Annotated in this window: 27 protein-coding genes; 17 read left to right on the forward strand and 10 right to left on the reverse strand. The window is 66.5% G+C overall.

Translation table 11 applies throughout. The features are described 5' to 3' along the window. Nucleotides 1–82: 82 nt before the first annotated feature. From EJ072_RS14530 to EJ072_RS14540, 3 genes are all read right to left on the reverse strand, one after another. On the reverse strand, nucleotides 83–460 hold the full coding sequence (locus tag EJ072_RS14530) for a DUF1850 domain-containing protein (RefSeq protein WP_126080295.1): 378 nt from the start codon (nucleotides 458–460) through the stop codon (nucleotides 83–85). Next, on the reverse strand, nucleotides 457–2,553 hold the full coding sequence (locus EJ072_RS14535) for a TRAP transporter permease (RefSeq protein ID WP_126080296.1): 2,097 nt from the start codon (nucleotides 2,551–2,553) through the stop codon (nucleotides 457–459). The genes EJ072_RS14530 and EJ072_RS14535 overlap by 4 nt, the downstream gene beginning before the upstream one ends. A gap of 232 nt (nucleotides 2,554–2,785) precedes the next feature. Next, nucleotides 2,786–3,745 (reverse strand): TAXI family TRAP transporter solute-binding subunit, encoded by a 960-nt coding sequence (locus EJ072_RS14540; RefSeq protein ID WP_126080297.1) that lies wholly within the window; start codon nucleotides 3,743–3,745, stop codon nucleotides 2,786–2,788. Nucleotides 3,746–4,056: 311 nt separating this feature from the next. Between EJ072_RS14540 and EJ072_RS14545 the strand changes: the two genes are divergently transcribed. Together EJ072_RS14545 and EJ072_RS14550 are read left to right on the forward strand one after the other, a co-directional pair. Then, a complete protein-coding gene (locus EJ072_RS14545) occupies nucleotides 4,057–4,428 on the forward strand; it encodes a YciI family protein (protein WP_126080298.1) in 372 nt (123 codons plus the stop codon). 6 nt (nucleotides 4,429–4,434) lie between these two features. Then, nucleotides 4,435–5,682, forward strand: a complete 1,248-nt coding sequence (locus EJ072_RS14550; RefSeq protein ID WP_126080299.1) for an RNA polymerase sigma factor — start codon at nucleotides 4,435–4,437, stop codon at nucleotides 5,680–5,682. Between the two features lie 412 nt (nucleotides 5,683–6,094). On the opposite strand, the gene cysK is transcribed toward EJ072_RS14550, so the two are convergent. The 5 genes from cysK to hrcA all read right to left on the reverse strand — a co-directional run bounded on the left by cysK (nucleotide 6,095) and on the right by hrcA (nucleotide 11,110). Then, nucleotides 6,095–7,075 (reverse strand): cysteine synthase A, encoded by a 981-nt coding sequence (cysK, locus tag EJ072_RS14555; protein WP_126080300.1) that lies wholly within the window; start codon nucleotides 7,073–7,075, stop codon nucleotides 6,095–6,097. Between the two features lie 190 nt (nucleotides 7,076–7,265). Next, nucleotides 7,266–7,883 (reverse strand): LysE family translocator, encoded by a 618-nt coding sequence (locus EJ072_RS14560; protein ID WP_126080301.1) that lies wholly within the window; start codon nucleotides 7,881–7,883, stop codon nucleotides 7,266–7,268. A gap of 266 nt (nucleotides 7,884–8,149) precedes the next feature. After that, nucleotides 8,150–9,499, reverse strand: coding sequence for a sorbosone dehydrogenase family protein (locus tag EJ072_RS14565; RefSeq protein WP_126080302.1), 1,350 nt, complete (start codon nucleotides 9,497–9,499; stop codon nucleotides 8,150–8,152). Nucleotides 9,500–9,616: 117 nt separating this feature from the next. Continuing rightward, on the reverse strand, nucleotides 9,617–9,814 hold the full coding sequence (locus EJ072_RS14570; RefSeq protein ID WP_126080303.1) for a hypothetical protein: 198 nt from the start codon (nucleotides 9,812–9,814) through the stop codon (nucleotides 9,617–9,619). A gap of 198 nt (nucleotides 9,815–10,012) precedes the next feature. After that, entirely contained in the window at nucleotides 10,013–11,110 is a 1,098-nt protein-coding gene (gene hrcA / locus EJ072_RS14575) for a heat-inducible transcriptional repressor HrcA (protein WP_126080304.1), read from the reverse strand. 146 nt (nucleotides 11,111–11,256) lie between these two features. On the opposite strand from hrcA, the gene rph reads away from it, so the two are divergent. The 5 genes from rph to EJ072_RS14605 all read left to right on the forward strand — a co-directional run bounded on the left by rph (nucleotide 11,257) and on the right by EJ072_RS14605 (nucleotide 14,739). Further along, nucleotides 11,257–11,973: a ribonuclease PH gene (gene rph, locus EJ072_RS14580; protein ID WP_027169620.1), complete on the forward strand. Its 717-nt coding sequence runs from the start codon at nucleotides 11,257–11,259 to the stop codon at nucleotides 11,971–11,973. A gap of 183 nt (nucleotides 11,974–12,156) precedes the next feature. Beyond that, nucleotides 12,157–12,567 carry a VOC family protein gene (locus EJ072_RS14590; protein ID WP_126083636.1) on the forward strand — a complete coding sequence of 137 codons (411 nt, stop codon included), beginning with the start codon at nucleotides 12,157–12,159 and terminating at the stop codon, nucleotides 12,565–12,567. Next, nucleotides 12,567–13,244: an RdgB/HAM1 family non-canonical purine NTP pyrophosphatase gene (rdgB, locus tag EJ072_RS14595; RefSeq protein WP_126080305.1), complete on the forward strand. Its 678-nt coding sequence runs from the start codon at nucleotides 12,567–12,569 to the stop codon at nucleotides 13,242–13,244. Before EJ072_RS14590 ends, rdgB begins: the two co-directional genes overlap by 1 nt. Then, the gene (hemW, locus tag EJ072_RS14600; RefSeq protein ID WP_189343306.1) at nucleotides 13,241–14,413 is read left to right on the forward strand and encodes a radical SAM family heme chaperone HemW; all 1,173 of its coding nucleotides are present in this window, start codon (nucleotides 13,241–13,243) and stop codon (nucleotides 14,411–14,413) included. The genes rdgB and hemW overlap by 4 nt, the downstream gene beginning before the upstream one ends. Before the next feature lie 5 nt (nucleotides 14,414–14,418). Further along, nucleotides 14,419–14,739: a low molecular weight protein tyrosine phosphatase family protein gene (locus EJ072_RS14605; protein WP_126080306.1), complete on the forward strand. Its 321-nt coding sequence runs from the start codon at nucleotides 14,419–14,421 to the stop codon at nucleotides 14,737–14,739. Nucleotides 14,740–14,962: 223 nt separating this feature from the next. Here EJ072_RS14605 and EJ072_RS14610 read toward each other — a convergent pair whose 3' ends face one another. Beyond that, complete coding sequence (locus tag EJ072_RS14610) at nucleotides 14,963–15,151, reverse strand: hypothetical protein (RefSeq protein ID WP_126080307.1); 189 nt, start codon at nucleotides 15,149–15,151, stop codon at nucleotides 14,963–14,965. Between the two features lie 160 nt (nucleotides 15,152–15,311). Between EJ072_RS14610 and rsmI the strand changes: the two genes are divergently transcribed. Then, a complete protein-coding gene (gene rsmI, locus EJ072_RS14615) occupies nucleotides 15,312–16,202 on the forward strand; it encodes a 16S rRNA (cytidine(1402)-2'-O)-methyltransferase (protein ID WP_189343307.1) in 891 nt (296 codons plus the stop codon). 60 nt (nucleotides 16,203–16,262) lie between these two features. Further along, a complete protein-coding gene (locus EJ072_RS14620; protein WP_126080309.1) occupies nucleotides 16,263–16,640 on the forward strand; it encodes a YraN family protein in 378 nt (125 codons plus the stop codon). A gap of 214 nt (nucleotides 16,641–16,854) precedes the next feature. Here the strand turns inward: EJ072_RS14620 and EJ072_RS14625 are convergent, their stop codons facing one another. Continuing rightward, nucleotides 16,855–17,661, reverse strand: a complete 807-nt coding sequence (locus EJ072_RS14625; RefSeq protein WP_126080310.1) for an undecaprenyl-diphosphate phosphatase — start codon at nucleotides 17,659–17,661, stop codon at nucleotides 16,855–16,857. A 160-nt stretch (nucleotides 17,662–17,821) separates the two neighbouring features. Here EJ072_RS14625 and EJ072_RS14630 point away from each other — a divergent pair, with 160 nt between their 5' ends. The 8 genes from EJ072_RS14630 (at nucleotide 17,822) to EJ072_RS14665 (ending at nucleotide 26,557) form a co-directional block, all read left to right on the forward strand. Further along, complete coding sequence (locus EJ072_RS14630; RefSeq protein WP_042645260.1) at nucleotides 17,822–18,514, forward strand: glutathione S-transferase family protein; 693 nt, start codon at nucleotides 17,822–17,824, stop codon at nucleotides 18,512–18,514. After that, nucleotides 18,495–19,646: a tRNA epoxyqueuosine(34) reductase QueG gene (gene queG, locus EJ072_RS14635; protein WP_126080311.1), complete on the forward strand. Its 1,152-nt coding sequence runs from the start codon at nucleotides 18,495–18,497 to the stop codon at nucleotides 19,644–19,646. The genes EJ072_RS14630 and queG overlap by 20 nt, the downstream gene beginning before the upstream one ends. After that, a complete protein-coding gene (locus EJ072_RS14640; RefSeq protein WP_126080312.1) occupies nucleotides 19,643–20,545 on the forward strand; it encodes an SDR family oxidoreductase in 903 nt (300 codons plus the stop codon). The genes queG and EJ072_RS14640 overlap by 4 nt, the downstream gene beginning before the upstream one ends. An 82-nt stretch (nucleotides 20,546–20,627) precedes the next feature. Next, nucleotides 20,628–21,710 (forward strand): penicillin-insensitive murein endopeptidase, encoded by a 1,083-nt coding sequence (gene mepA / locus EJ072_RS14645; RefSeq protein WP_126080313.1) that lies wholly within the window; start codon nucleotides 20,628–20,630, stop codon nucleotides 21,708–21,710. An 89-nt stretch (nucleotides 21,711–21,799) separates the two neighbouring features. Further along, complete coding sequence (locus tag EJ072_RS14650) at nucleotides 21,800–22,819, forward strand: glucokinase (RefSeq protein WP_126080314.1); 1,020 nt, start codon at nucleotides 21,800–21,802, stop codon at nucleotides 22,817–22,819. A 405-nt stretch (nucleotides 22,820–23,224) separates the two neighbouring features. Continuing rightward, on the forward strand, nucleotides 23,225–25,084 hold the full coding sequence (locus EJ072_RS14655) for an ABC transporter ATP-binding protein (RefSeq protein WP_126080315.1): 1,860 nt from the start codon (nucleotides 23,225–23,227) through the stop codon (nucleotides 25,082–25,084). Then, nucleotides 25,081–25,902 carry a 4-hydroxy-tetrahydrodipicolinate reductase gene (gene dapB / locus EJ072_RS14660; protein ID WP_126080316.1) on the forward strand — a complete coding sequence of 274 codons (822 nt, stop codon included), beginning with the start codon at nucleotides 25,081–25,083 and terminating at the stop codon, nucleotides 25,900–25,902. Before EJ072_RS14655 ends, dapB begins: the two co-directional genes overlap by 4 nt. A 34-nt stretch (nucleotides 25,903–25,936) precedes the next feature. Beyond that, nucleotides 25,937–26,557, forward strand: a complete 621-nt coding sequence (locus EJ072_RS14665) for a 2,3-bisphosphoglycerate-dependent phosphoglycerate mutase (RefSeq protein ID WP_126080317.1) — start codon at nucleotides 25,937–25,939, stop codon at nucleotides 26,555–26,557. Nucleotides 26,558–26,814 lie beyond the last annotated feature (257 nt).

Consider the following 26,814-nt stretch of genomic DNA (forward strand, 5'->3'; position numbering starts at 1 on the left):
ACGCATGTCTTTATCCCGATACCGGTTCCCACTTTCGGGAGACATGCTTTAAGATCGGCGGGGTGGCCGGGCTGATCGTGCGCTATCGCGGCTGGCTCGAGCCGGCGCACGGTTCGAGCACGGTGGGTTCGCCGGCCGTCCCGCCCAGCTCTCGGCAACCCATGACCGTGCACAGCGTCCAGCCTTCCCCGGTGGCGCCCGACGCCGCGAGCACCAGACGCGGCTGGGGTCCGAGACGCGGCTGATAGACCCACCAGCCTTCCCGCAGCACCGAGCCCTCGGGCGGCTCCATGCCGGCGCCGGAGCCTTTCACCCGCGCCTCGACGACCTGCAGCCCGGCGGGCGACACTTTCCAATCCTCCTGCCAGCGCGTGCGTTCCACCGAATGTGTCCAGGACAGGGTGAAGGCGGCGGCGGCGAGCGTCACCGTCTTGCCGGCGGCGAGGATGCATAGGCTCATGCGGCGCCGGCCGTGGACAGCCGGCGCGCGCGCCAGCAATGCCAGCCGATCCACGCCAGGGCCAGCGCCCAGCCGGTCTCATCGGTGAGCGGCAACGCGACCACCAGGAGCAGGCCGGCTGCGAAAGCGACCAGACGCTCCCACAAGGCCATGCGCCGGGCGAGGAAGCCGACGGCGGCGGCGCCCCACAGCACAATGCCCATGCAGGCCTTGGCGACGATATAGGCGACCTCGACGGGATAGCCGAACGAGGTCGCGATCGGGCCGGCGTCCTGTAGCATGAGGGCCGGCGTGTAGACGGCCATGAACGGCACGACGAAGCCGGCAATGGCGAGCTTGGTCGCCTGGATGCCGATCTTCAACCCGCTTTCCTTGGCCATGGGCGCGGCGGCGAAGGCGGCGAGCGCCACCGGCGGCGTCAGGTCCGCCATGATGCCGAAATAGAAGACGAACATGTGGCTGACCACCAGCGGCACGCCGAGCGACAGCAGCGCCGGACCGGCAAGCGAGGAGGTGATGATGTAGTTGGGGATCGTCGGAATGCCCATGCCGAGCACCAGGCAGGTGAGCATGGTCAACACCAGCGACAGGAACAGATTGTTCTCGCCTATGGAGATGATCCAGCCGATGAAGGTGGAGGCGATGCCGGTGAGCGTCAGCGTGCCGATGACGATGCCGACGATAGCGCAGGCGATACCGACGGGCAGCGCGTTCTTGGCCCCTTCGGCAAGCGAATCGACGCAGATGCGCAGCGTCTCGCGCCCACCCTTGAAGGCGAGGCAGGCAATGACGAGCGCCGCGATGACGAGGCTCAGCACATTGACACCGAAGCGCATGAAGGACGCGGCGGCAAGCCCGAGGGCCAGCCAGAAGACGACGCGGAAGGCGAGCGGTCCGATCAGTGCCGCCAGCGGTGTGCCGAGGATGAGCACGATGGTCAGCGCCAGGCCCATCGTGCCGGCGAAGATCGGCGTGTAGCCGGCAAAGAGCAGATAGACCAGCACGGCGAGCGGCAGCACGAGCGGCCAGTGCTTTCGCACCGCCTCCCAGGGATTGGGCAACTCGGCCTTGGCCATGCCATGCAGCCCGGCCTTGCCGGCCTCCAGATGCACCTGCCAGAAACAGGCGCCGAAATAGAGCAGCGCCGGGATGATCGCCGCCTTGACGACCTCGGCATAAGGGATGTTCAGCGTCTCGGCCATGATGAAGGCGACGGCCCCCATGACCGGCGGCATGATCTGGCCTCCCATCGAGGAGGTCGCCTCGACCGCGCCGGCAAAGGCCGAGCGGAAACCGAAGCGCTTCATCAGCGGAATGGTGAACTGGCCGCTGGCGACGACATTGGCGACGCCCGAACCGGAGATGGTGCCCATCAGCGCGGAGGAGAGCACGCAGACCTGCGCCGGGCCGCCGCGCCATGAGCCGACGAGGCCGAGCGCGAAATCGTTGAACAGCGCGATCATGCCTGCACGTTCGAGGAAGGCGGCAAAGACGACGAAGATGAAGATATAAGCGGCCGAGACATAGACCGGCGTGCCGTATATGCCCTCGGTGCCGAAGGCGAAGGTGTCGACCAGCTGCGCGAAATCATAGCCGCGATGGATGAAGGGCGGCGGCAAATGATTGCCGACGAAGCAATAGGCGAGGAAGATGAAGGCGATCACCGCCAGCGGCAGACCCATCAGCCGTCGCGCGGCCTCGAAGACCAGCACCACCAGCAGCGTGCCGACGACCAGGTCCGGCGTGGTGAGGAAGCCGGAACGGCGGATGAGGTCGGCATAGAAGACCCAGTTGTAAAGACCGGTTGCGAAGCCCAGCACGCCGAGCGTCCAGAACGCCGCCTTCGCCGCCAGGCCGGTGGCGCGCAAATTGGCGATCAGGCCGAAACCGAGCAGCAGCAGGAAGCCGACATGCATGGCCCGCACCACCTGGCTAGGCAGGCTGCCATAAGCGGCGATGTAGATCTGGAAGACGGAGAAGGCGACGGCGATGGCAAAGGCGGCCTTGCCAGCGAGGCCGTCGCCGAAGCCCGGCGGCAGCCCTTCGACCTGTTCTTCGGCGGCGGGGGAAAGAACGGTCGGGGTCTCGGTCATTGGCGGGTTCCTGACGGGCAATACCGTTCTCCGTTGAGGGGAGGGAAACCACGTATGGCGCTCCCCCTCGCCCAGCCTCCGCTTCGCTCGGCTGACCTCTCCCCGAGGGGAGAGGAGATTGTCGGCGTCGCTGCCAACCTCTTCTCCCCACCGGGGAGAATGTGGCCGCGAAGCGGCCGGATGAGGGGGCTGGCGCTGCGCTATGCGATAGCCCTTCCTCGATGGTGAGGGCCTATTTCAGCAGGCCCTTTTCCTTGTAGTAGCGCTCAGCGCCGGGATGCAGCGCCACGGGCATGCCGTCCAGCGCCTTGGCCGGATCGATCGCCTTGGCGGCGGCATGAGCGGCGGTGAGCTGGTCGAGATGCTCGAACAAGAGCTTGGTCATCTGATAGGCGGTCTCGTCGGAGACGTCGGCGCGGGTGATCAGGAAGTTGCCCACCGCGGCGGTCGGGACATCTTCCGCCTGGCCTTCATAGGTGCCTTTCGGGATGACCACGGAAAGATAGGGCGCCCCGATCTTGGCGACGTCCTCGGCCGGCACGGCGACGACGTTGATCGGCACGGAAGTTGCGAGATCGCGGATGGAGGCGACGCCGAGGCCGGCCGACTGCAAGGTGGCGTCGAGCTGGCGGTTCTTGATCAGCTCGACGGACTCGGCGAAAGGCAGATATTCGACGCGTCCGAGATCCTCGTATTTGAGACCGGCGGCGGCGAAGATGGCGCGCGCGTTGAGCTCGGTGCCGGAGGCGGGCGCGCCCACCGACAGGCTCTTGCCCTTGAGGTCGGCGAGCGTCTTGATGCCGGAGTCCTGGCTGGCGACGATCTGGATATAATTGGGATAGATCGCGGCAATGCCGCGCAACTTGTCGAGCTTGCCCGGGAAGCCGGCTTCGGTGTTGCCCTCGGCGGCCATCTTGACGGAATCGCCGAGCGCGAAGGCGATCTCGCCCTTGCCCTGCTGCAGGAGGTTCAGGTTCTCGACCGAAGCCTTGGTCGCCTGAACCTGCGTGCGTGAGCCCTCTATGCCCTTGCCGTAGATTTCGGACAGCGCGACGCCGAGCGGATAATAGACGCCCGACGTGCCGCCGGTGAGCACATTGATGAACTCCTGCGCCCCGGCCGATACGGCGCCGAGACCGAGCGACAGCGCCAAGGCGCCGGCGGCAACAAATTTCGTCCTGAAATCGAGCATAGGGTTTCCTCTCCTGAAAACAGTCGCGCTGCCGCCTCCCCGGCGCGAGACTCGTGAGTTTAGACGGGAGGAGCCAAATGCCAACCCGCAATTCAACGCATTCTGTTTGACCATGATCCTTTCCAAAAAAACCGGGGCCACTTTTTGGGATCATGATCTGGACGAACGGTTGAGTGGCGGCGAAAAAGCGCCGACTTGCGCTTGGCTGCTTTGGGGACGAAAGATTTTTCCGGCGCCTGTCGAAATCGGTCGATGCCGCACGACATAGGTCGGCACGCAACGACGCGGCCTTCAAGAAACGGGAGAAGACCATGCGATACATGCTTTTGATCTACAATGACGAAGCCGCGATGGCGAATGCTCCAAAGGAGCAGACCCACCAGGTGCTCGCGGCCTATGGCGCCTACACCGAAGCGCTGAAGAAATCCGGGGCGTATATCGCCGGCGAGCGGCTGCGCCCGACCCAGGCGGCCACCTCGGTGCGGCTCACCGGCGGCAAGACCAATGTGCTCGACGGCCCCTATGCCGACACCAAGGAGCAATTGGCCGGCTTCTACATGATCGAGGCGGCCGACATCGACACGGCCATCGAATGGGGCGCGCGCTGTCCCGCGTCCGCCACCGGCACGGTCGAGGTGCGGCCGATCTGGGAAATGGCAGAGTACGTCGCCGCCGCGGAGTGAGCCGCGATGGATGATCGCTCGGAGATCGCGCGGGCGGCGGCGGAAGCGGCCGCCCGGAGCAGCTACGGCAAGCTGGTCGCCTGGCTGGCGGCGCGCACGCGCGACGTCGCCGGCGCCGAGGACGCGCTGGCCGACGCCTTCGCGGCCGCGCTGGAGCGCTGGCCCAGGACTGGCGTGCCGGCGCAGCCGGAAGCCTGGCTGCTCGCGGTGGCGCGCCGGCGCGATGTCGACGCCGTGCGGCGGCGGCTGACCGGCGAGGCGGCGCGCGATCATCTGCAGCTGATCGCCGAGGAGATGGAGGCGCGCATGAGCGGCGAGGAGCTGCCCGACGACCGGTTGCGGCTGATGTTCGCCTGCGCCCATCCGGCGATCGAAGCCAGCGTGCGCGCGCCGCTGATCCTGCAGACGATCCTCGGCTTCGACGCCGCGACGATCGCCTCTGCCTTCCTGGTCTCGCCGGCGACAATGGGGCAGCGGCTGGTGCGGGCCAAGGCGCGCATCCGCGAGACCGGGATTCCTTTTCGCGTGCCGGAGAAGGCGGAGCTCGGCGAGCGGCTGGGCGCCGTGCTGGAAGCGATCTACGCCACCTTCGCCGAAGGCTGGTCGGATCCGACCGGCACCGACAGCCGCCGGCGCAACCTCGCCGGCGAAGGAATCTGGCTTGGACGGCTGGTCGCCTCGCTGATGCCGGACGAGCCGGAGGCGCTGGGACTGCTGGCGCTGATGCTGTTCGCCGAGGCGCGCCGCTCGGCACGGCGCGGCCCGGATGGAGACTTCGTGCCTTTGGCCGAACAGGATATCGCGCTCTGGGACGACAGCCTGATCGACGAGGCGGAGGCCTTGCTGGCGGGCGCCGCGCAAAGGGGCCTCATCGGCCGCTACCAGCTCGAGGCCGCCGTGCAGTCCGCCCACACGGCGCGCCGGCGCGGCAGCGGCACGGACTGGGCGGCCATCCGCCAGCTTTACGACGCGCTGCTTTCCGTCGCCGGCTCACCGGTGGTGGCGATCAACCGTGCGGTGGCCATCGCCGAAACCGAGGGTGCAACAGCCGGGCTGGCGGCGCTCTATGTGCTGGGCGACGACAAGCGGCTGCAGGACTACCAGCCCTATTGGGCCGCGCGCGCCGGGCTCTTGGCCAGGCTCGGCAACACGAAGCAGGCGGCGCAGGCCTACGACCAGGCGATCGGCCTCGAGCGCGACCCGGCGCTGCGGCGTTTCCTGCAAGGCGAGAAGGCGAAGCTTGTGGGGGGTTAATGTCGGTTTGATCGGTGAGCAGGCGTCATCACCCTTTCCGGGGGATCGCGCAAACGCTGGGGATTGGCGGAAGCCTCTCAACTTCGTCATCCCTGGGCGAAGCAGCCGCGAAGCGGCGTCGCGGAGACCCTGGGATCCATGCCGTGACCTCGATCGTAGGATGCAGCGGAGCAGAATTCTGCACCGTTGCGGCGCGTCGAAGTCACGGAATGGATCCTTGGGTCTGCGCGCGTCGCTTCGCTCCTTGCTCCGCCCGTGGATTGACGAAGTTGGAAGGCTTCAGGCAATCTCCAAGGCATGCGGTCTGCCGAGCCGGCCATGCCAAGCGCCGCCTCGACGACGAAGCCGCCGCTGCCGGCGCGCGTACAGACAATCGTCGGGTCGGTCAAGCCCGCTGATGACGAAGGGCGCCCTAAGCCCCCAGCCCGTCGAACAGAATGGTCGACAGATAGCGCTCGGCGAAGGAGGGGATGACGACGACGAGGTTCTTGCCCTTGTTCTCCGGCCGCGAGCCGACGACGATGGCCGCCTGGAGCGCGGCACCCGAGGAGATGCCGACCGGCACGCCTTCAAGGCGCGCGACCAGGCGGGCATTGGCGACCGAATCCTCGTTCGACACCCTGACGATCTCGTCATAGACGGACGTGTCGAGGATCTTCGGCGCGAAGCCCGCGCCGATGCCCTGGATCTTGTGCGGGCCGGGCTGGCCGCCGGACAGAACCGGGGAGGCCTCCGGCTCGACCGCCACGATATGCAGCGAGGGCTTGCGCTTCTTCAGCACCTGGCCGACGCCCGTGATGGTGCCGCCGGTGCCGATGCCGGCGACGAAGATATCGACCTCGCCATTGGTGTCGTTCCAGATCTCCTCGGCCGTGGTGCGGCGGTGGATCTCGGGATTGGCCGAGTTCTCGAATTGCTGCGGGATGATGGCGTTGGGCAGCGTGGCGGCGAGTTCGTCGGCCTTGGCGATGGCGCCCTTCATGCCTTTCGGCCCTTCGGTCAGCACCAGCTCGGCGCCGAGCAGCGCCAGCATCTTGCGGCGCTCGACCGACATCGTCTCCGGCATGGTGAGGATCAGCTTGTAGCCCTTGGCGGCGGCGGCGAAGGCGAGCGCGATGCCGGTGTTGCCGGAGGTCGGCTCGATCAGCGTGGTCTTGCCGGGCGCAATCTTGCCGGCTTCCTCCAGCGCCTCGATCATGGCGACGCCGATGCGGTCCTTGACGGAGGCGATGGGGTTGAAGAATTCGAGCTTGGCCATCAGGTTGGCGACGATGCCCTTCTCCCTGGCGAACTTGTCCAGCCTGACCAGCGGCGTGTCGCCAATCGTCTCCGTGATCGAATTGAAGACGCGGCCGCGGCCGGGCACGCGCGCGGAGGTGACGGGCTTGTTCATTTGGTTCGCTCCCAGGGCAATGGCATAGGCAAAACAGAATAGGGCTTTCAGCCGCGCAAGATAGGCCGGCCACCTAAAATATCCGAGTGGGGCGGTTGCTGAAAAGCGCGCCGCAGCGGAAATGCATTTTCCGCTGCAGCGGGTTTCAGGAATGGTTTGGTTGAAATCCGGGAACGGCTGACATCGGAGCCTACTGGCGGGCCGCGATGGCGGCCGCCGCGCCCATCATGAAGCCGGCGGCGGTGCGGTTGAGCACCTTCAACGCGCGTGGCGATTTCAGGAACCAGCGCGCCTTGGCGGCCAGCGCCAGATAAGGCACCAGCACCACGAACAGCACGACCACGGTGAGCATCGCCAAAATGGCGTAGTCGGCGAGCGTGATCGTCTTCAGGTCGACGATGGTCGGCGTGATGGCGAGATAGAAGATCATCGTCTTCGGATTGCCGAGCGTCACCGTCAGCCCGGCGATGAAGCTCGACAGCAGCCCGCCCCGGGCCTTGCGCGCCTCGACGGTCTCGGGCGTGATACCGCTGGTCCAGAAGCGCCAGGCGAGGAAGGCGAGATAGGCGACGCCGGCCCATTTGATGGCGAGGAAGACCATGCCGAAGGTCTGGGCGACGAAGGCCAGCCCAAGCACGACGGCGGTGAGATAGGTTAGGTCGCCGAGCAGCAGGCCAAACGACATGGCAAGCGAGGAGCGGAAGCCGGAGCCGAGCGCGCGGGCGACCAGCGCCGTGACGCCGGGGCCCGGAATGGCGGCGGCGACGCCGAGGGCTGCGCTGTAAGCGAGGAATCCGGTGAGTGTCATGGTTGCGGTCCCGAGATAGGGACGCACTTGTCGCACGAAACGGATCGGGAATGAATTCGCTATGGGGCAGATTCGTTTGCGCCAGCCCCCTCATCCGGCCGCTTCGCGGCCACCTTCTCCCCGAGGAGAGAAGAGGTTGGCGCCGACGCTCGCCTGCTCCTCTCCCCTTGCGGAGAGGTCGGATTGCCCCGAATTGCCCTTCGCAATTCGGTTGGCAATCCGGGTGAGGGGGCCCCTCGACGCACGGTCGAACGCCCGACCACCGCTTACCCGCCATACGTCACACGCCAGATCGTACCGTTGCCGTCCTCGGTGAGGATCAGCGCGCCGTCCTTGGCGACAGCGACGCCGACCGGCCGGCCCCAGACCGCGTCGTCGGATATGACGAAGCCGGTGGCGAAGTCGTCATATTCGCCGGTCGGCTTGCCGTCCTGGAACCGTAGCCGCACCACCTTGTAGCCGGTGCGAACATTGCGGTTCCACGAGCCGTGCAGGGTGACGAAGGCGTCGCCCCTATATTCAGCAGGAAAACCGTCAGCCGGGAAGTTGCCGCCACTATAGAAGGCGATGTTGAGCGGCGCCGAATGCGCCTGGATCAGCACGTCGGGCAGCGTGACCTTGCCAGCGAGGTCTGGGCGCGCGCCCTTGTGGCGCGGGTCCTCGTTGTCGCCGATGTAATACCAGGGCCAGCCATAGAACGCGCCGTCCTTCACCGCGGTCGCGTATTCGAAGGGTGTGTTGTCGCCAAGCTCGTCACGTTCGTTGACGACGCACCAGAGCGCGCCGGTCGCCGGCTGCACGGTCATGCCGGAGCAGTTGCGCAGGCCGGTGGCGACGGTCCTGCGGTTGCTGCCGTCGGGGTCGAAGGCGAGCACGTCAGCACGGCCCTGTTCCGCGCCCCAGCCCTCGCCCAGCGGCTGCGATTTCGCCCACGCCTCGACACCGCCCTTCGGCTTCGCCCCCATATCCTCGGCGATGTTGGAGCCGGAGCCGACCGACAGATAGAGCGTCTTGCCGTCGGGCGAAAAGGCGATGTCGCGCGTCCAGTGGTGGCTGGCGGGGATTTTCGCGACGATGGTCTCCGGCTTGGCGGACGCTTCAAGGTCGCCGTCGCGATAGGGGAAGCGCACGACGCTGTTGCTGTTGGCCACATAGACCCATTGCGGCTTGTCGCCCGGCGGATAAAAGGCGATGCCGTAGGGTCGCGTCAGGCGCTTGGCAAAGATCGACGTCTCGGCGACCTTCGCGCTGCCTTGCGCCAGGCGATAGACGCGGACCTGGTTTGCCCGGCTGTCGGCGACGAAGAGGTCGCCGTTCGGCGCCACGCGGACCACGCGTGGACTGTCGATACCCGATGCGACCAGCTCGATGGAAAAGCCCGGCGGAAGCTGTGGCTTCGCGTCCTCCGGGCGATCGGTGACGCCGCCGCCATTGGCGGCGGACTCCGCCACATTGGGTTTCGGCTGATCCTGCGGCTTCAGCAGCCGGCGCACGCCCGGACGATCGGCTTTCCAGTCGCCGAAGGCCTTTTCGCCGCTGAGCAAGGGGGCCTGCTGCGCAAAGGCACCGGTGGCGAGAATCAAGGCAGTGCCCGCAAGGCCGGCGATCCGTATCATGCTGTTCTCCGTCGTCTGCCAATGCGCCTCGCTCGGTCAGGCGCTCCGAGCAGGACATATTGGGCAAACGACCGAAAAGAGAAGCTTGCGCACGCGGATTTGACGGAGCGCCGGAGCTTAGGTCTCCTCGGCATCCAGGTCGTCGTCGAGGCGCTTTTCCAGCTCGACGAGATCGGCCGGCAAGGGCAGGCCCATGGCGCGGAGCTCCCGCAATTTCTCGCGCAGCTGCTCCTGGATCTCGTGATCGTCCTCGGGCTGGTTGATCATTTCCTGAAGCAGGAGGTCGATCTGGGCCTTGATAGCTTCCAACGCCATTTTTTTCTCCCTCTGCAGCTGGTGCGACCCTAGGTGTGGCAAGATTCAGGTCAGGCCGAGCCGGAGTCGAAGACGGGCGCGAAGCGGCCAGACAAGGTGGCTTCCGAGAACCCGAGCGGAGCGTACTTAAAGTACGTGAGCACCGGAAGGGCAGGAAGCCGTCATTCGCAGGCCGGCCTCACCTGAATATCGATAAACCTAGCGGAGCATGCGCGAAATCAGTTGTGCCGTATAGTCAACCATCGGCACGATGCGGGCGTAATTCAGCCGCGTCGGCCCGATGACGCCAAGCGCGCCGATGACGCGGGCGTCCTTGTCGCGATAGGGCGCGACGACCAGCGACGAGCCGGACAGCGAGAACAGCTTGTTCTCCGAGCCGATGAAGATGCGCACGCCCGGCCCTTCCTCGGCTAGGTCGAGCAGCTGCAGCAGCCCGTCCTGCGTCTCCAGATCCTCGAACAGATGGCGCAGCAGTTCGAGATCGGCCTGGGCGGTGACATTTTCCAGCAGGTTGGCACGGCCGCGCACGATGAGACGCGCCGGCAGGCCGCTTTCGGCGCCGGCCCAGACCGCCAGCCCCTTCTCGACAAGATCCTGCGACAGCGTGTCGAGAGCGGATTTGGTCTCATCCTTGATGCGGGCGATCTCGGCGCGCGCCTCGGCAAGCGTGCGGCCCCGGATATGGGCGTTGAGGAAATTGGACGCCTCGTGCAGTTGCGACACGGTGGTGCCGACGGGCAGGTCGACGACGCGGTTCTCGACATCGCCGTTCTGCGACACCAGCACGGCCAGCGCCTTGGTCGGCTCGAGCTGGATGAATTCGATGTGCTTCAGCGCCACCTCGTTCTTGGAGGCGAGCACGAGGCCGGCGCCGCGCGACATGCCGGACAGCATCTGGCTGGCCTCGGTCAGCATATGCTCCAGCGTTGCGCCGGAGCCCGAGGCGCGCACCTGCGCCTCGATGATGCGGCGCTCGTCGTCTGAAAGGTCGCCGAGCTCCATGAAGGCGTCGACAAAGAAGCGCAGGCCCGTCTGGGTCGGGAGCCGCCCGGCGGAAACATGCGGCGCATAGATCAGGCCGAGATGCTCGAGGTCGCTCATCACGTTGCGGATGGTGGCCGGCGACAGCGAGGAGGGCAGGATGCGCGACAGGCTGCGCGAGCCGACCGGCTCGCCGTCGCGCAGATAGGAATCGACAATCCGCCGGAAAATATCGCGCGAGCGCATGTCGAGTGACTGAAGTACCGGCGACTGAAGCCCGGGCGACTGCGACGTCGGATCGACTGGTCTGTTCATTCCGGCGAGAAACCTCCTACCGGAAAGATATAGACTCCCGGTCGGCCCGCGCAACCCGCCCCGGCTCTCGCCCCTTTTCCTTTGCGCGAGAGACTGCATGCGTCTACAAGCCGCCAACGAATCCGGGAAAAACAGAAAGAGCCTCGATGCGCCCCTCCAAACGCCAAGCCGACGAAATGCGCGCCATCTCCTTCGAGCGCGGCGTGTCCAAGCATGCCGAAGGCTCGTGCTTGGTGAAGTTCGGCGACACGCATGTCCTGTGCACCGCGAGCCTTGAGGAAAAGGTGCCGGCCTGGATGCGCAATTCCGGCAAGGGCTGGGTGACGGCCGAATACGGCATGCTGCCGCGCTCGACCGGCGAGCGCATGCGGCGCGAGGCCTCCGCCGGCAAGCAGGGCGGCCGCACGCTGGAGATCCAGCGGCTGATCGGCCGGAGCTTGCGCGCCGTGGTCGACCTGCAGGCGCTGGGCGAACAGCAGATCACCGTCGACTGCGACGTGATCCAGGCCGATGGCGGCACCCGCACCGCCTCGATCACCGGCGGCTGGGTGGCGCTCTACGACTGCCTGCGCTGGATGGAAGCGCGCCAGATGGTCAGCGTCGCCAAGGTGCTCAAGGACCATGTCGCGGCGATCTCCTGCGGCATCCATGACGGCCAGCCGGTCATCGACCTCGATTATCTCGAGGATTCCTCAGCCGGCACCGACGCCAATTTCGTCATGACCGGCAAGGGCGGCATCGTCGAGATCCAGGGCACGGCCGAAGGCGAGCCTTTCTCCGAGGAGCAGTTCGCGGCGCTGATGGGACTGGCCAAGAAGGGCATTTCGCGGCTGGTGAGCCTGCAGCAGATGGCGGTGGCGTAGGGTTTCCAATGCCGAGCCTAGGCCCCCCTCTCTGGCCTGCCGGCCATCTCCCCCTCAAGGGGGGAGATTGGATTTCGCCGCGGCTTTCGCCAATCACCGGCGTTGCAGAATGGGTGCCTACGACAAAGCTGCCAATCTCCCCCTTGAGGGGGAGATGCCCGGCAGGGCAGAGAGGGGGGCCTCGTGATACCCTCTGCAATTTTGGAATCAGCTCTCTACGTCACCAATTTGGCTGCCGCCGAAACCTTCTACCGCGACATCATCGGCCTCGAGCCACTGGGCAAGGTCGAGGGGCGCCATGTCTTCTTCCGTTGCGGTGACGGCGTATTGCTTCTCTTCAACGCCGAGGCGACCAAAATCCCTCCGGCGCCTGACGCCCGGCTGAAAGTGCCGCCGCATGGCACGGCCGGCGAGGGGCATCTCTGCTTTGCGGCTACCGCCGACGAAATCGCCGCATGGCGCAAGCATCTCGCCGCGAACAACATCGCCATCGAAAGCGACTTCGAATGGCCGCAAGGCGGGCACTCGATCTATATCCGCGACCCTTCGGGCAATTCGATCGAGTTCGCCGAGCCAAGGATCTGGAGTTTCTGATGCATTCTTTGAACGGAAGGAAGATCGTCGTCGCCAGCCACAATGCCGGCAAGCTGCGCGAATTCGCCGACCTGATGGCGCCGTTCGGCTTCGAGGCGAAATCGGCCAAGGAATACGGCCTGCCCGAGCCGGACGAGACCGGCACGACCTTCGAGGAGAACGCCTATATCAAGGCCTTCGCCGCCGCCAAGGCGACCGGCCTGCCCGCGCTGTCGGACGATTCCGGGCTTTGCGTCGACGCGCTCGACGGCGCGCCGGGCGTCTATACCGCCAACTGGGCCGAGAAGCCGGATGGCACCCGCGATTTCGGCATGGCCATGCAGAAGACGGAGACCGCGCTGCAGGAGGCCGGCGCGACCAAGCCCTCACAGCGCACCGGCCGCTTCGTCGCCGTCATCTGCCTCGCCTTGCCGGACGGCGAGGCTGAATATTACCGGGGCGAGGCCGAGGGCACGCTGGTATGGCCGCCGCGCGGCACGCTCGGCTTCGGCTACGATCCGGTGTTTCTGCCCAACGGTTTCGACAAGACTTTTGGCGAGATGAGCGCGGAAGAAAAGCATGGCTGGAAGCCCGGCCAGGCGACGGCGCTTTCGCACCGCGCCCGCGCCTTCCAGAAATTCGCCGAAGCGCGACTGGATTTGGCCAGGTTGGATCTGGCGCGATCAGGACCCGCATGAGCGCAGTGACCATACCGCTCGACCGCAGCCCCGGCTTCGGCGTCTACATCCACTGGCCATTCTGCGCGGCCAAGTGCCCTTACTGCGACTTCAACAGCCATGTCCGCCACCAGCCGGTCGACCAGGAGCGCTTTGCGCGCGCCTTCGAGACGGAGCTTGCGACCATGCGCGCCCGCGCCGGGCCGCGCGAGGTGACCAGCATCTTCCTCGGCGGCGGCACGCCGTCGCTGATGAAGCCGGAAACGGTGGGCGCGGTGCTGGAGGCGGTGGCGAAGAACTGGACGGTGCCTGACGGCATCGAGGTGACGCTGGAGGCCAACCCGTCCTCGGTCGAGGCCGAGCGCTTTCGCGGCTATCGCGCCGCGGGCGTCAACCGCGTCTCGCTCGGCGTGCAGGCGCTGAACGACAAGGACCTGCGCTTTCTCGGCCGGCTGCACAACGTCGAGGAGGCACTGCACGCCATCGGGCTGGCGCGGGACATATTTCCCCGTCTCTCCTTCGACCTGATCTATGCCCGGCCCGGCCAGGCGCCGGAGGCGTGGGGCGCGGAGCTGGAGCAGGCGATCGGCTATGCAGTCGACCATCTGTCGCTCTACCAGCTGACTATCGAGGAGGGCACGCCCTTCCACGCGCTCTACGCGGCAAAGAAATTCACGCTGCCTGACAACGACCATGCCGCCGACCTCTACGCGCTGACGCAGGAGGTGACGGCGGGGCATGGGCTGCCGGCCTATGAGATTTCCAACCACGCCCGGCCGGGCGCCGAAAGCCGGCACAACCTCACCTATTGGCGCTATGGCGAATATGTCGGCGTCGGCCCGGGCGCGCATGGCCGCTTCGTCGAGAACGGCCGCCGCACGGTGACTATAGCGGAAAGGATGCCGGAGACCTGGGTCAATCTGGTCGAGGCCAAGGGTCACGGCGTCACCGGCGGCGAGATCCTGACCCGCGCGGAAGAGGCCGACGAGTTCCTGCTGATGGGCTTGCGGCTCGCCGAAGGCATCGACCTGCAGCGCTACGAGGCGCTCTCGGGGCGCGGCCTTTCCAGCGCGCGGCTCTCGGTGCTGCAGGAGGAGGGGCTGGTGGCGCCGGTCGGCAATGCAAGGCTCCGCGCCACGACGGCAGGGATGATCGTGCTGGATGCGGTGGTGGCGGATTTGGCAAGGTAACCTCTTTGAAGAACGTTCTCTTCGTCTGCAGCCAGAACCGGCTGCGCAGCCCGACGGCCGAGCAGGTGTTTTCCAGGCTCCGCGACATCGAAGTCGAATCGGCCGGCACCAACCATGATGCCGACAATCCGCTGACGCATGAGCTGGTGGCGTGGGCCGACATCATCTTCGTCATGGAGAAGGCGCATCGCGCCAAGCTGCAGAAGAAGTTCCGCTCGAGCCTGAACGGCGCCAGGGTGATTTGCCTCGATATCCCGGACGACTACGAGTTCATGGACCCGGAACTTGTGCGGTTGCTGGAGGCGAGGGTGCCGCGCTATCTCTGAGAGCTGTGACGCTCCCCGCGCGTTCGTCATTCTCGGGCTTGACCCGAGAATCCATGCCGTGACCTATGCGAGGAGTGTTGCGGTCCAGAATTCTGCACCGTTAGTGGCACTTCGATGTAACGGCATGGATTCCAGGGTCTGCGCGCATCGCTTCGCTCCTTGCTCCGCCCTGGAATGACGAAGCGAGAGCGGTCTTCGCCACTCGCGAAGGTCGGGGACGCGCTTAAGCGTCGTGCTTCTGGCGGTGCTTGCCGCGGTGCTTCTCGCCATGCGCATCATCGGGGCGGGCCTGCTTCTGCTCGCTCTTGTCGCGGCGAACGCCGGGCTGTGCGGCGATGGGGTGTGAAGGGATGCCCTCGCGGGCGGTCTTGCTTTCAAGTCGGCTGATGAAGATGTCGAAGCGATTGGGCATCGTTCAGTCCTGCCTCCTCCCGGGGAATCAGGGGTTAAATTCGCCGCTGTGGGTTTCGTTCCGCACTGTGGCAAAGGCATGGCGATTTCCTTAACCCGACCTCACGTTTTGCAACGAGGCGCCAGCCATGCCAAACAAGGCCTGTTATGAGGGGCAACCGGTGACCGGCGACAGAAGCAGCTACCTGATCGGACAGACCGAGATCGCGGCGCGGCCGCTCTCGCCGGCGCTCTATCTGGTGGCGACGCCGATCGGCAATCTGGCTGATATCACGCTGCGCGCGCTGGAGACGCTGGCCGCAGCCGACATCGTCGCCTGCGAGGACACGCGCGTCTCGCGTGTGCTGCTCGAACGCTACGGCATCCGCCGCCGCACCACCGCCTATCACGAGCACAATGCGCAAGAGGCCGGGCCGAAGCTGATCGAGGCGCTGGCGGCCGGGCAGAGCGTGGCGCTGATCTCCGACGCCGGCACGCCCTTGGTTTCCGATCCCGGTTACCGGCTAGTCGGCGAGGCGCTGGAGCAGGGCATCCGCGTCGTGCCGATTCCTGGACCGTCGGCAGCGCTTGCGGCACTGACAGCTTCCGGCCTGCCCTCCGACGCCTTCCTGTTCGCCGGCTTCCTGCCTGTGAAGACCGGGCAGCGGCTGGCCAAACTGGAAACGTTCAAGGCGGTGCCGGCAACGCTGATTTTCTTCGAGTCGCCCAGACGGCTGGCCGAGACGCTTGCCGCCATGGTCGAGGCACTGGGGGGCGCGCGGAAGGCCGCGATCGGGCGCGAGCTGACCAAGGCTTTCGAGGAGATGCGCACCGGCACGCTGGCCGAGCTGGCCGGCCACTATGCCGCCGCCGACACGCCGAAGGGCGAGATCGTCGTCTGCGTCGGCCCGCCCGAAGCAGCGGAAGAGCAGCCGGCCGACATCGACCGGCTGCTTCTGTCTCTCGCAGCCGAAATGCCGGCTTCGAAGGCGGCATCGGAAGCGGCGAAGATGACCGGCGGCCAGAAACAGGCGCTCTACCGGCGGCTCTTGGAGCTCAAGGACGGACCATGATCCCAAAAAGTGGAAGCCGGTTTTTGGATAGGATCATGGTCGAGCAAAAAGGAGCCGACGGTGGCTGAGCGCACGGTCGGCCATCGCCGCAAGGCCTATCGGCGCGGTCATCGCGGCGAATGGCTGGCGGCGCTGGCGCTGATGCTGAAAGGCTACCGCATCCTTGCCCGCCGCCACCGCACCAGGCTCGGCGAGATCGACCTGATCGCCCGGCGCGGCGATCTCGTGCTGTTCGTCGAGGTCAAGGCGCGCCGCACGCTGATCGAGGCGATGGAAGCGATCGGCCATGAATCGGAGCGCCGCATCGAGGGCGCCGCGGATTTGTGGCTGTCGCGGCAGCCGGATTACGGGCGGCTTTCGATGCGTTTCGACATGGTGGCCGTGCTGCCCTGGCGTTGGCCGGTGCATGTCGAGAACGCGTTTTACGGGAGGAATTGAGCGGGCTTATCCCGCTATAATGGGTAGACAATCGCATATGGCAGCGCTGGCCCCCTCATCCGGCCGCTTCGCGGCCACCTTCTCCCCGGTGGGAGAAGAGGTTGGCGCCGACGCCGACAGTCTCCTCTCCCCTCGGGGAGAGGTCAGCCGAGCGAAGCGGAGGCTGGGTGAGGGGGAGCGCGGTGTGTGGTTGCCATATCCTGCGGGCGGGTTCTCACCCCCAAACCATCAGCGCCGCCAGCCCCGCTACCCCGACCGCAAGCCGCCACCAGCCGAACAGCGCGTAGCCGTTCTTCGAGACGTAATCGAGCAGGAAGCGCACGACGATCAGCGCGGCGACGAAGGCGGCGATGAAGCCGACGGAAATGATCGGCAGGTCGGCCGAAGTCAGCACGTTGCGGTTCTTGAAGAGGTCGAAGGCGAAGGCGCCGACCATGGTAGGCATGGCGAGGAAGAAGGAGAATTCCGCCGCCGCGCGCTTGTCGACGCCCATCAGCAGCGCGCCGACGATGGTCGAGCCGGAACGCGAGGTGCCCGGGATCAGCGACAGGCACTGGAACAGGCCGATCTTGAGATAGACGCTCAACGGGAAGCGCTCGACGTCGTGATGCACCGGCTTGAAGTTGATGCGGTCGACGACGAGCAGCACCACGCCGCCAATGATCAGCATGCTGCAGATCAGTTTTGGCGATTCGAACAGATAGTTTTTGATGAAGTCGTGACCTACGGCGCCGATGACCGCGGCCGGCAGGAAGGCGATCAGGATGCCGATGACGAAATGCCTGGTCTGCGGATCGCTGGGCAGCTTGATCAGCATCTGCCAGAGCTTGCCGAAATAGACACTCAAAATGGCCAGGATCGCGCCGAGCTGGATCAGGATCTCGAAGGCCTTGCCGGTGGAGTGGAAGCCGAGGAAATGGCCGGCAAGCAGGATGTGGCCGGTCGAGGACACCGGGATGAACTCGGTCAGGCCCTCCAGCAGCCCAAGCAGCAGCGCTTCGACGATGGTCTGGCTTTCCATGGCAACCTCAGGATTTCGGGCACAGCTGGGAACAACGGCTTGCTTGTCACGGCGCGGAAGTCCCCCTATAGGTCGCAACACCGTGACGGCCGCATGACGGGCCGCCAAGACTTACCGGTGCAGGTATCGATTCGCCAGTGCGCCCTATCATCGCGGAACCATGCTGACGCTTTTCCACCATCCCATGTTCGCCACCTGCCGGTTCGTGCGCCTTGCCTTTGGCGAGTATGGCGAGGAGCTGGCGCTGATCGAGGAAAAGCCGTGGACGCGGCGCAAGGAGTTCCTGGCGCTGAACCCGGCCGGCACGCTGCCGATCCTGCTCGCCGAAGGCGACGTGCCGATCGTCGGCGCCATGGTGATCGCCGAATATCTCGACGAGACGCGCGGCGTCTTGAAGCGCGACAAAAGGCTGTTCGCCGAGGATCCGATGCAGCGCGCCGAAATCCGCCGGCTGACCGACTGGTATCTGGCGAAGGCCGAAAGCGAGGTCACCCGCCACCTGGTGCGCGAGCGCGTGCTGAAGCCGGTGATGCCGGAAACCGCCGGCGGCGGCTCGCCCGATTCGGCGGCGATCCGGGCGGCGCGCGCCAACATCCGCCAGCACATGAAATACACCAATTGGCTGGCCGGCACGCGCCATTGGCTGGCCGGCAACAAGGTGACCTATGCCGACCTCGCCGCGGCGGCGACGCTTTCGGTGCTCGACTATCTCGGCGAGATCGACTGGCGCGAACACAGCGCCGCGCGCGAATGGTACACGCGGGTGAAATCGCGGCCGTCCTTCCGGCCGCTGCTCTCCGACCGGGTGCGCGGCCTGTCGCCGGTATCGCATTATGCGGACCTCGACTTCTGAAACCTTGCGCGCGCTGATCGACGCGGAGGCGCGCCGCGCCGGCTTCGAGGCGGTCGCCGTGACCCGCCCGGACGCGATCCCGCTGGCGCCCGCACGCCTGGCCGAATTCGTCGCCGACGGTTTCCACGGCTCGATGGGCTGGATCGCCGAGACGCTTCAACGCCGCGCCGAACCTTCGACGCTGTGGCCGGACGTGCGCTCGATCATCGTGCTGGCGATGAATTACGGCCCCGACCAGGATCCACGTGACATCCTCGCAAGACCCGACCGCGGCGCGATCTCGGTCTATGCGCAAAACCGCGACTATCATGACGTGATGAAGGGCCGGCTGAAGGAGATCGCCGGCAAGATCGTGGCCAAGGCGGGCGGCGACGTAAAGGTGTTCGTCGACACGGCGCCGGTGATGGAAAAGCCGCTGGCGGAAGCCGCAGGGCTCGGCTGGCAGGGCAAGCACACCAACCTGGTCAGCCGCGCGCATGGCTCGTGGCTGTTCCTCGGCACGATCTTCAGCACAGCCGAGCTTGAGCCCGACGAGGCCGAGATCGACCATTGCGGCTCCTGCCGCGCCTGCCTCGACGCCTGCCCGACCGATGCGTTTCCCGCGCCCTACCGACTCGATGCGCGGCGCTGCATCTCCTACCTGACCATCGAGAACAAGGGGCCGATCCCGCGCGAATTCCGCGACAAGATCGGCAACCGCATCTATGGCTGCGACGACTGCCTGGCCGCCTGCCCGTGGAACAAATTCGCCAGCGCGGCCTCGGAGGCGAAGCTTGCCGCACGCGAGGATTTGCGCGAGCCGAAGCTCTCGGACCTGCTCGCGCTCGATGACGAGGCGTTCCGCGCCTTCTTCACTGGCTCACCGATCAAGCGCATCGGCCGCGACCGTTTTGTGCGCAACGTGCTGATCGCCGCCGGCAATTCGGGCGACCCGTTGCTGGCGCCCATTGTGCGTGGCCTGCTCGGCGACGCCTCGCCGCTGGTGCGGGGTGCGGCAATCTGGGCCCTGTCGCGACTGCTCCCCGACCGCGAATTTGGCGAGCTTGCCGCCACGGCTTCGAGGACCGAGACCGATGCGGCGGTTCGCGAAGAATGGCTGGCGGGCTTGGCATCCGTAGAGGTTCATCGATGAGCGAAAGACGCTTCTTTATCTTTGGCGCCGGCTATTCCGGCAAGGCTTTCGCGCGGGCCAACGCCCAGCACGCGCCGATCTCCGGCACGACCCGGGCGCCGGAAAAGTTCGAGGCGCTGCGATCGGCCGGCATCGAGCCGCTGCAATTCGACGGCGCGCTGTCGCCCGAGCTCGGCGATGCGCTCGCCAAAACCACGCATCTCATCGTCTCCGTCGCTCCCGACGAAGCCGGCGACCCGGTGCTCAACGCCGCCGGCGATGCGCTCAAGGGAAAGATGCCGACGCTGGAGTGGATCGGCTATTTGTCGACCGTCGGCGTCTATGGCGATCATGGCGGCGCCTGGGTGGATGAGGCGAGCGACTGCCGGCCGGTGTCGAAGCGTTCGGTGATGCGGGTGGCGGCCGAACAGGAGTGGCTGGCGCTTGGCCGCGAGATCGGCAAGCCGGTGGTGGTGCTGCGGCTTTCCGGAATCTACGGGCCAGGCCGCAACGCGCTGGCCAATCTCGAGGAGGTCACGGCGCGGCGGCTGGTCAAGCCGGGGCAGGTGTTCAACCGCATACATTGCGACGACATTGCCGGCGCGCTCTGGCACCTCGCCGGCGGCAACCTCGGCGGCACCTTCAATGTCACCGACGACGAGCCGGCGCCGCCGCAGGATGTCGTGGCCTACGCCGCCGGGCTGATGGGCGTCGAGCCGCCGCCGGAAATTCCCTTCGAGACCGCCCAACTTTCGCCCATGGCGCGTTCTTTCTATGGCGAGAACAAGCGGGTCGCCAACAAGGCGATCAAGGCGGCCGGCTATCGCTTCCGGTTCCCGAACTACCGGGTGGCGCTGGAGCGGATGTGGGCCGAGGGCAACTGGCGGGACGGAGCGCCGCGCAGCCCGATGAGGCGCTGAAGATCGATGCGGGACGCGCGGCGTGGTATGATTCGTTCCTGACCGTGCCGCAAACGGATTGACTGGAGAGGGATCCGGCCTGATGAATTTGCGATCGCTGCCCGACAGGAAGCCGTTCCTGACCGCCGCGCTGGCGCTGGTGACCTTGGCTGCGCTGGTCGCGGCGGCGATTTCGGCCGAACCGCGCGCCAAGGACCTGTTCGGCACCAAGAAACTGCCTGCGGTGGTGCCCGCGCAATCCTTCGGTTTCTACTCCAAGGGCTGCTTCGCCGGCGGCGTCGCCCTGCCGATGGAAGGTCCGACCTGGGAAGTGATGCGCCCCTCGCGCAACCGGCGCTGGGGCCATCCGGCCATGATCGCGCTGATCGAAAAGCTGTCGCGCGACGCGGTAGCCGATGGCTGGCCGGGGCTTCTGGTCGGCGACGTCTCCCAGCCGCGCGGCGGACCGATGATGACCGGCCATGCTTCGCACCAGATCGGGCTCGACGCCGACATCTGGCTGACGCCGATGCCGAAGCGGCCGCTCACCATCGCCCAGCGCGAATCGATGAGCGCCACGCTGATGGTCGACGAGAAGACGCATCTGGTGAAGGACGCGCTGTGGACGCCGGCGCACACAAGGCTGCTCAAGCGCGCAGCGAGCTATCCGGAAGTCGAGCGCATCCTGGTCAATCCCGGCATCAAGAAGGCGCTTTGCGACACCGTCACCGGCGACCGTTCCTGGCTGCGCAAGATCCGGCCGTTCTGGGGTCACGACTATCACTTCCACATGCGCATCGGCTGCCAGCCGGGCTCGCCCGGTTGCAAGGGGCAGGAGGCGACGCCCGCGGACGACGGCTGCGGCAAGCCGCTGGCCTGGTGGTTCACCGAGGAGCCGTGGCGGCCCAACAAGAACCCCGATGCGCCCAAGGCCCGCGACCTGATGACGATGGCCAATCTGCCGAAAGAGTGCCAGGCGGTGCTCGCCGCGACGGATGCGCCGTCGCTGGCGGCCGTGACCTACCAGGGCGGCAGCGCCACCGCGGTCGCCGTGGCGGAACCGCAGCCGACCGAGCCGGCGGACACGATCTCCAGCGGCAATGCCGCGATGCCGGCGGCGGCGAGCGCTTTCGCGCCGACGCCCAAGATCGGCATTCCGCTGCCAAGGCCTAGACCGGGGAACTGACGCCGAAGCGGGCTTCCCCTTTCCGGGGTCATGCGCTAGTCAATCGATTGAAACGGCGCAGTGGCGCCGCAACGAGGACGATCACGAGCATGGCAGGCGAAGACGAGAAGGGACTGCGGTTTCCGGTCCTGATCGGCGACATTGGCGGCACCAATGCGCGCTTCTCGATCGTGCTCGACGCTAATTCCGAGGCGACCGAGCCGCAGATCGTCCAGACGGCGAATTTCAAGACCATCGACGACGCGATCCAGGCGGCGGTGCTCGACCGCTCGTCCATCCAGCCGAACTCGGCGGTGCTGGCGATCGCCGGGCCGGTCGACGGCGACGAGATTCCGCTCACCAACTGCCCCTGGGTCGTGAAGCCCCGGCAAATGATCGCCAATCTGGGCCTGAGCGAGGTCGTGGTGCTCAACGATTTCGAGGCGCAGGCGCTGGCGGTCGTGGCGCTCGGCGAGGAGCATATGGAAAAGATCGGCGGAGGCACGCCGGAACCCAATGCGAGCCGCGTCGTGCTCGGCCCCGGCACCGGCCTTGGCGTCGCCGGACTGATCTATGCGCTCGACCACTGGATCCCGGTGCCGGGCGAGGGCGGGCATATGGATATCGGCCCGCGCACGCCGCGCGACTTCCAGGTGTTCCCGCATATCGACAATCTCGAAGGCCGCATCTCCGGCGAGCAGATCCTGTGCGGGCGCGGGCTGGTCAATGTCTATCGCGCCGTGGCCAAGGCCGATGCCAAGCAGGCGCCCTTCACCACGCCGGCCGAGATCACCGCGGCGGCGCTTGCGAAATCCGACCCGGTCGCCGAGGAGGCGCTGGCGCTGTTCGTCACCTGCCTCGGCCGCACCGCCGGCGACCTGGCGCTGGTGTTCATGGGCCGGGGCGGTGTGTTCCTGACCGGCGGCATCGCGCAAAAAATCGTGCCGGCACTGAAGGAAGGCAATTTCCGCGCCGCCTTCGAGGACAAGGCGCCGCACAGCGCGCTGATGCGCGAAATGCCGGTCTATGTCATCACCCATCCGCTGGCGGCGCTGCTCGGGCTTGCCGCCTATGCCAGGACGCCGTCGCTGTTCGGCGTCAACACGGCGGGGCGGCACTGGCGGGCCTGAAGCCACGCAGTCGACCGGGCAGGGCCAATGTCTGCGGTCTCGACGTCGGCGAGCCTCGTCATTCCAGGGCGAAGCAGGAGCGAAGCTCCGTCGCGAAGACCCTGGAATCCATGCCATGACCTAAGCCGTGGAACGCAGCGGAGCAGAATTCTGCACAGCTGCAGCGCTGCGAAGTCACGGAATGGATCCTCGGGTCTACGCCGCGTCGCTTCGCTCCTTGCTCCGCCCGTGGATGACGAAGCCATGGGCGTTTCAGCTGATCGCCAACCTGTGCGCCTTGGGTCGGGACCTCACGCCGTGAGCGGGTCCGCGACGAAGTTTCGCCATAGGCAAGCCGTAGCCGGGGCGCTAAGAGGGTGCCGAGAGGCAGCCCTGCCCGACGAAAACCCACGAAGCGCCCTTGATTTGACCGTTCAAACTTCCCTCAAACTGAAAGTCCAGCCCACCGAGGTCAGCGCGGTGCTGCGCCGCATCCTGGCCGAAAACGGCAAGGAATATCGCTGGACCTATGTCGTTGCCGTCGCCTGCCTGCTGATTGTTTCCGGCGCCACCGCCTTCACGGCGTGGATCATGGCGCCGATGATCAACCAGATCTTCTACGAACGGCGCAGCGACATGATCGTCTGGATCTGCGCCGGTTTCATGGGCGCCTCCGTGCTGCGCGGCTTCGCCGGCTACGGCCAGGCGGTGGCGCTGGCCAGAATCGGCAACAATCTGGTCGCCCGCTACCAGAAGCGCAGCTTCGACCATCTGATGAAGCTCGGCGTCGACTTCTTCAACGAGACCCGTTCCGGACGGCTGGCCGCTCAGGTGAACGAGAATGTCGGCGGCATCCGCGATCTCCTGTCGCTGACGCTGACCTCCATCAGCCGCGACGCGGTCTCGCTCGTCGCCCTCGTCGGCGTGATGATCTACCAGGATCCGGTGCTGTCGCTCAGCTCGCTGCTGATCGGGCCGCCGCTGATCTGGGCCGTCGTCTACATCACCCGCCGCCTGCGCAAGATCAACCGCGAATCCGTGCTGATCAACTCGCGGCTGAACGGCTCGGTCCAGGAGGCGACGCAAGGTATCGCCATCGTCAAGGCCTTCACCCTGGAGGACGAGCTGGCGCGCCGCATCGGCATCATGGCCGACACGGCCGAGCAGCGTAACAACAAGATCGCCCGCGTCGCGGAGCGGCTGTCGCCGATTTCCGAAATCCTGGGCGGCCTCGCCGTCACCGCCGTGCTTGCCTATTCCGGCTATCGGGCGCTGGTGCTTGGGCAACCGCCGGGCGCGGTGTTCTCCTTCATCACCGCGCTGATCCTGGCCTACGACCCGGCGCGGCGCCTGGCGCGCACGCAGGTCGGCATGGAACGCGCCCTGGTCAATGCGCGCATGATCTACGAGCTGCTCGACCTCGAGCCGAAGCAGGGCGACGCGCCCGACGCGGTCGAGGCGAAGGTCACCACCGGCGAGGTGCGCTTCAACAATGTGACGTTCGGCTACAACGCCGACATGCCGGTGCTGCGGGACCTGAGCTTCACCGCCGCGGCCGGCAAGGTGACGGCCATCGTCGGCGCCTCGGGCGCCGGCAAGTCGACGCTGGTGGCGCTGCTGCAGCGTTTCTACGACGTCGACAAGGGCTCGATCGAGGTCGATGGCCAGGACATCGCCAAGGTGACCAAGCATTCGCTGCGCCAATCGATCGCCTATGTGGCGCAGGCGCCTTATCTGTTCGAGGGCACGATCCGCGACAACATCCGCTTCGGCCGGCTGTCGGCCACCGACGCCGAGATCGAGCAGGCGGCGAAACTGGCGGCGGCCGACGAGTTCATCCGCCAGCAGCCGCAAGGCTACGACACGCCGGTCGGCGAAGGCGGCTCGACGCTTTCCGGCGGCCAGCGCCAGCGCGTCTCGATCGCGCGCGCCATCGTGCGCCAAGCGCCGATCCTCCTGCTCGACGAGGCGACCTCGGCGCTCGACAACGAGGCCGAGGCGCGCGTCCAGGAGGCGCTGACCCATGTCATGGAAGGCCGCACGACGATCGTCATCGCGCACCGGCTGTCGACGGTGGTCAATGCCGACCATATCATCGTGCTGGAAGAGGGCAGGCTGGTCGAGGAAGGCACGCATGCGACGCTGATGGCCGACCCGCATGGCATCTATGCCCGCTTCCACCGCATCCAGGGCAAGAAGGGGCTGGGGCTTGTCGACGACGCCAAGCCGCTTCAAACTCCCGCACCGCGCAGCCGCGCCAAGAAGACCGTCAGGAGAAGCGCATGAGCGAAGCCGGCGATATGGGCCTGGTCGTGGTTGGCGCCGCCGGCCGCATGGGTCAGACGCTGATCCGCGCCATCCACACCATGCCCGGCGCGCGCGTCGCCGCCGCGATCGAGCGGCCGGACTCCCCCCATCTCGGCAAGGATGCCGGCGAGCTTGCCGGCATCGGCATCATCAACGTGCCGATCGTCGACGATCCGCTGCCGGCCTTCGCCAAGGCCGACGGCGTGCTCGATTTCACGGCGCCGGCGGCGAGCGTCGAATTCGCCGGCTATGCCGCGCAGGCGCGCATCGTCCATGTCATCGGCACCACCGGCTGCTCGGCCGACGACAATGCCAGGATCGCCGCCGCCGCGCGCCACGCGACGATCGTCAAATCCGGCAATATGAGCCTTGGCGTCAACCTTCTGGCGGTGCTGGTCGAGCAGGCCGCGAAGGCGCTCGACCCGGAGGATTTCGACATCGAGATCCTGGAAATGCACCACCGCCACAAGGTCGACGCGCCGTCCGGCACGGCGCTGCTGCTCGGCGAGGCGGCGGCCAAGGGGCGCGGCATCGACCTTGCCCGCAACAGCGTGCGGGTGCGCGACGGCCATACCGGCGTGCGCAAGGCGGGCTCGATCGGCTTCGCCACGCTGCGCGGCGGGTCGGTCGTCGGCGACCACAGCGTGATCCTTGCCGGCACCGGCGAGCGCATCACGCTCTCCCACCATGCCGAGGACCGGGCGATCTTCGCCCGCGGCGCGGTCAAGGCGGCGCTCTGGGCCCGCGGCAAGAAGCCCGGACTTTATTCCATGCGGGACGTGCTCGGCCTGAGCTGAGGCGTCTCTTCCGTAAAATTCCAAAGGAGCAAACATGTCGGGAACTCTCGTGCTCGTGCGCCACGGCCAGAGCGAATGGAACCTGAAGAACCTGTTCACCGGCTGGCGTGATGTCGGCCTGACCGAGCAGGGCACCGCCGAGGCGCTGGCCGCCGGCGAGAAGCTCAAGGCGCGCGGCCTGAAATTCGACATCGCCTACACTTCGGCGCTGCAGCGGGCACAGAAGACCTGCCAGCTGATCCTCGACGTCGTCGGCCAGAGCGAGCTCAAGACGATCCGCGACCAGGCGCTCAACGAGCGCGACTATGGCGACCTCTCCGGCCTCAACAAGGACGACGCGCGCAAGAAATGGGGGGAGGAGCAGGTACATATCTGGCGCCGTTCCTACGACATCGCGCCGCCCGGCGGCGAAAGCCTGAAGGACACGGGCGCGCGCGTGTGGCCCTATTACCTGCACGAGGTGCAGCCGCATGTGCTGCGCGGCGAGACGGTGCTGGTCGCCGCGCACGGCAATTCGCTGCGCGCGCTGATCATGGCGCTGGACGGCAAGAGCGGCGAAGAGATCGTCAAGCTCGAGCTCGGCACCGGCGTGCCGGTGATCTACAAGCTCAACGCCGATTCCACCGTGGCGAAGAAAGAAGTGCTGGAGGGGTGAGGAGCAGCTTCCTTCTCCCCGTTCACGGGGAGAAGGTGCCCGAAGGGCGGATGAGGGGCAGCGCCGGCTTCGGCGACTACTCGTCCGGGCTCGAAGCGAGAGCCGGAACCCCACCTGACCAGCGTCGGCGCCGCCCCTCACCTGCCTGCCGGCATCCTCTCCCCGTATAGTGACGGGGAGAGGGAAGCGCCGCCGCCGGTTTCGCCAATCGCCAGCGTTGCGGGAAGGGTGACGAGGGCGGCGCAGACATCGACGAA

The organism is Mesorhizobium sp. M2A.F.Ca.ET.046.03.2.1, from assembly GCF_003952425.1.
In the GTDB taxonomy this organism is placed as follows: Bacteria; Pseudomonadota; Alphaproteobacteria; order Rhizobiales; family Rhizobiaceae; genus Mesorhizobium.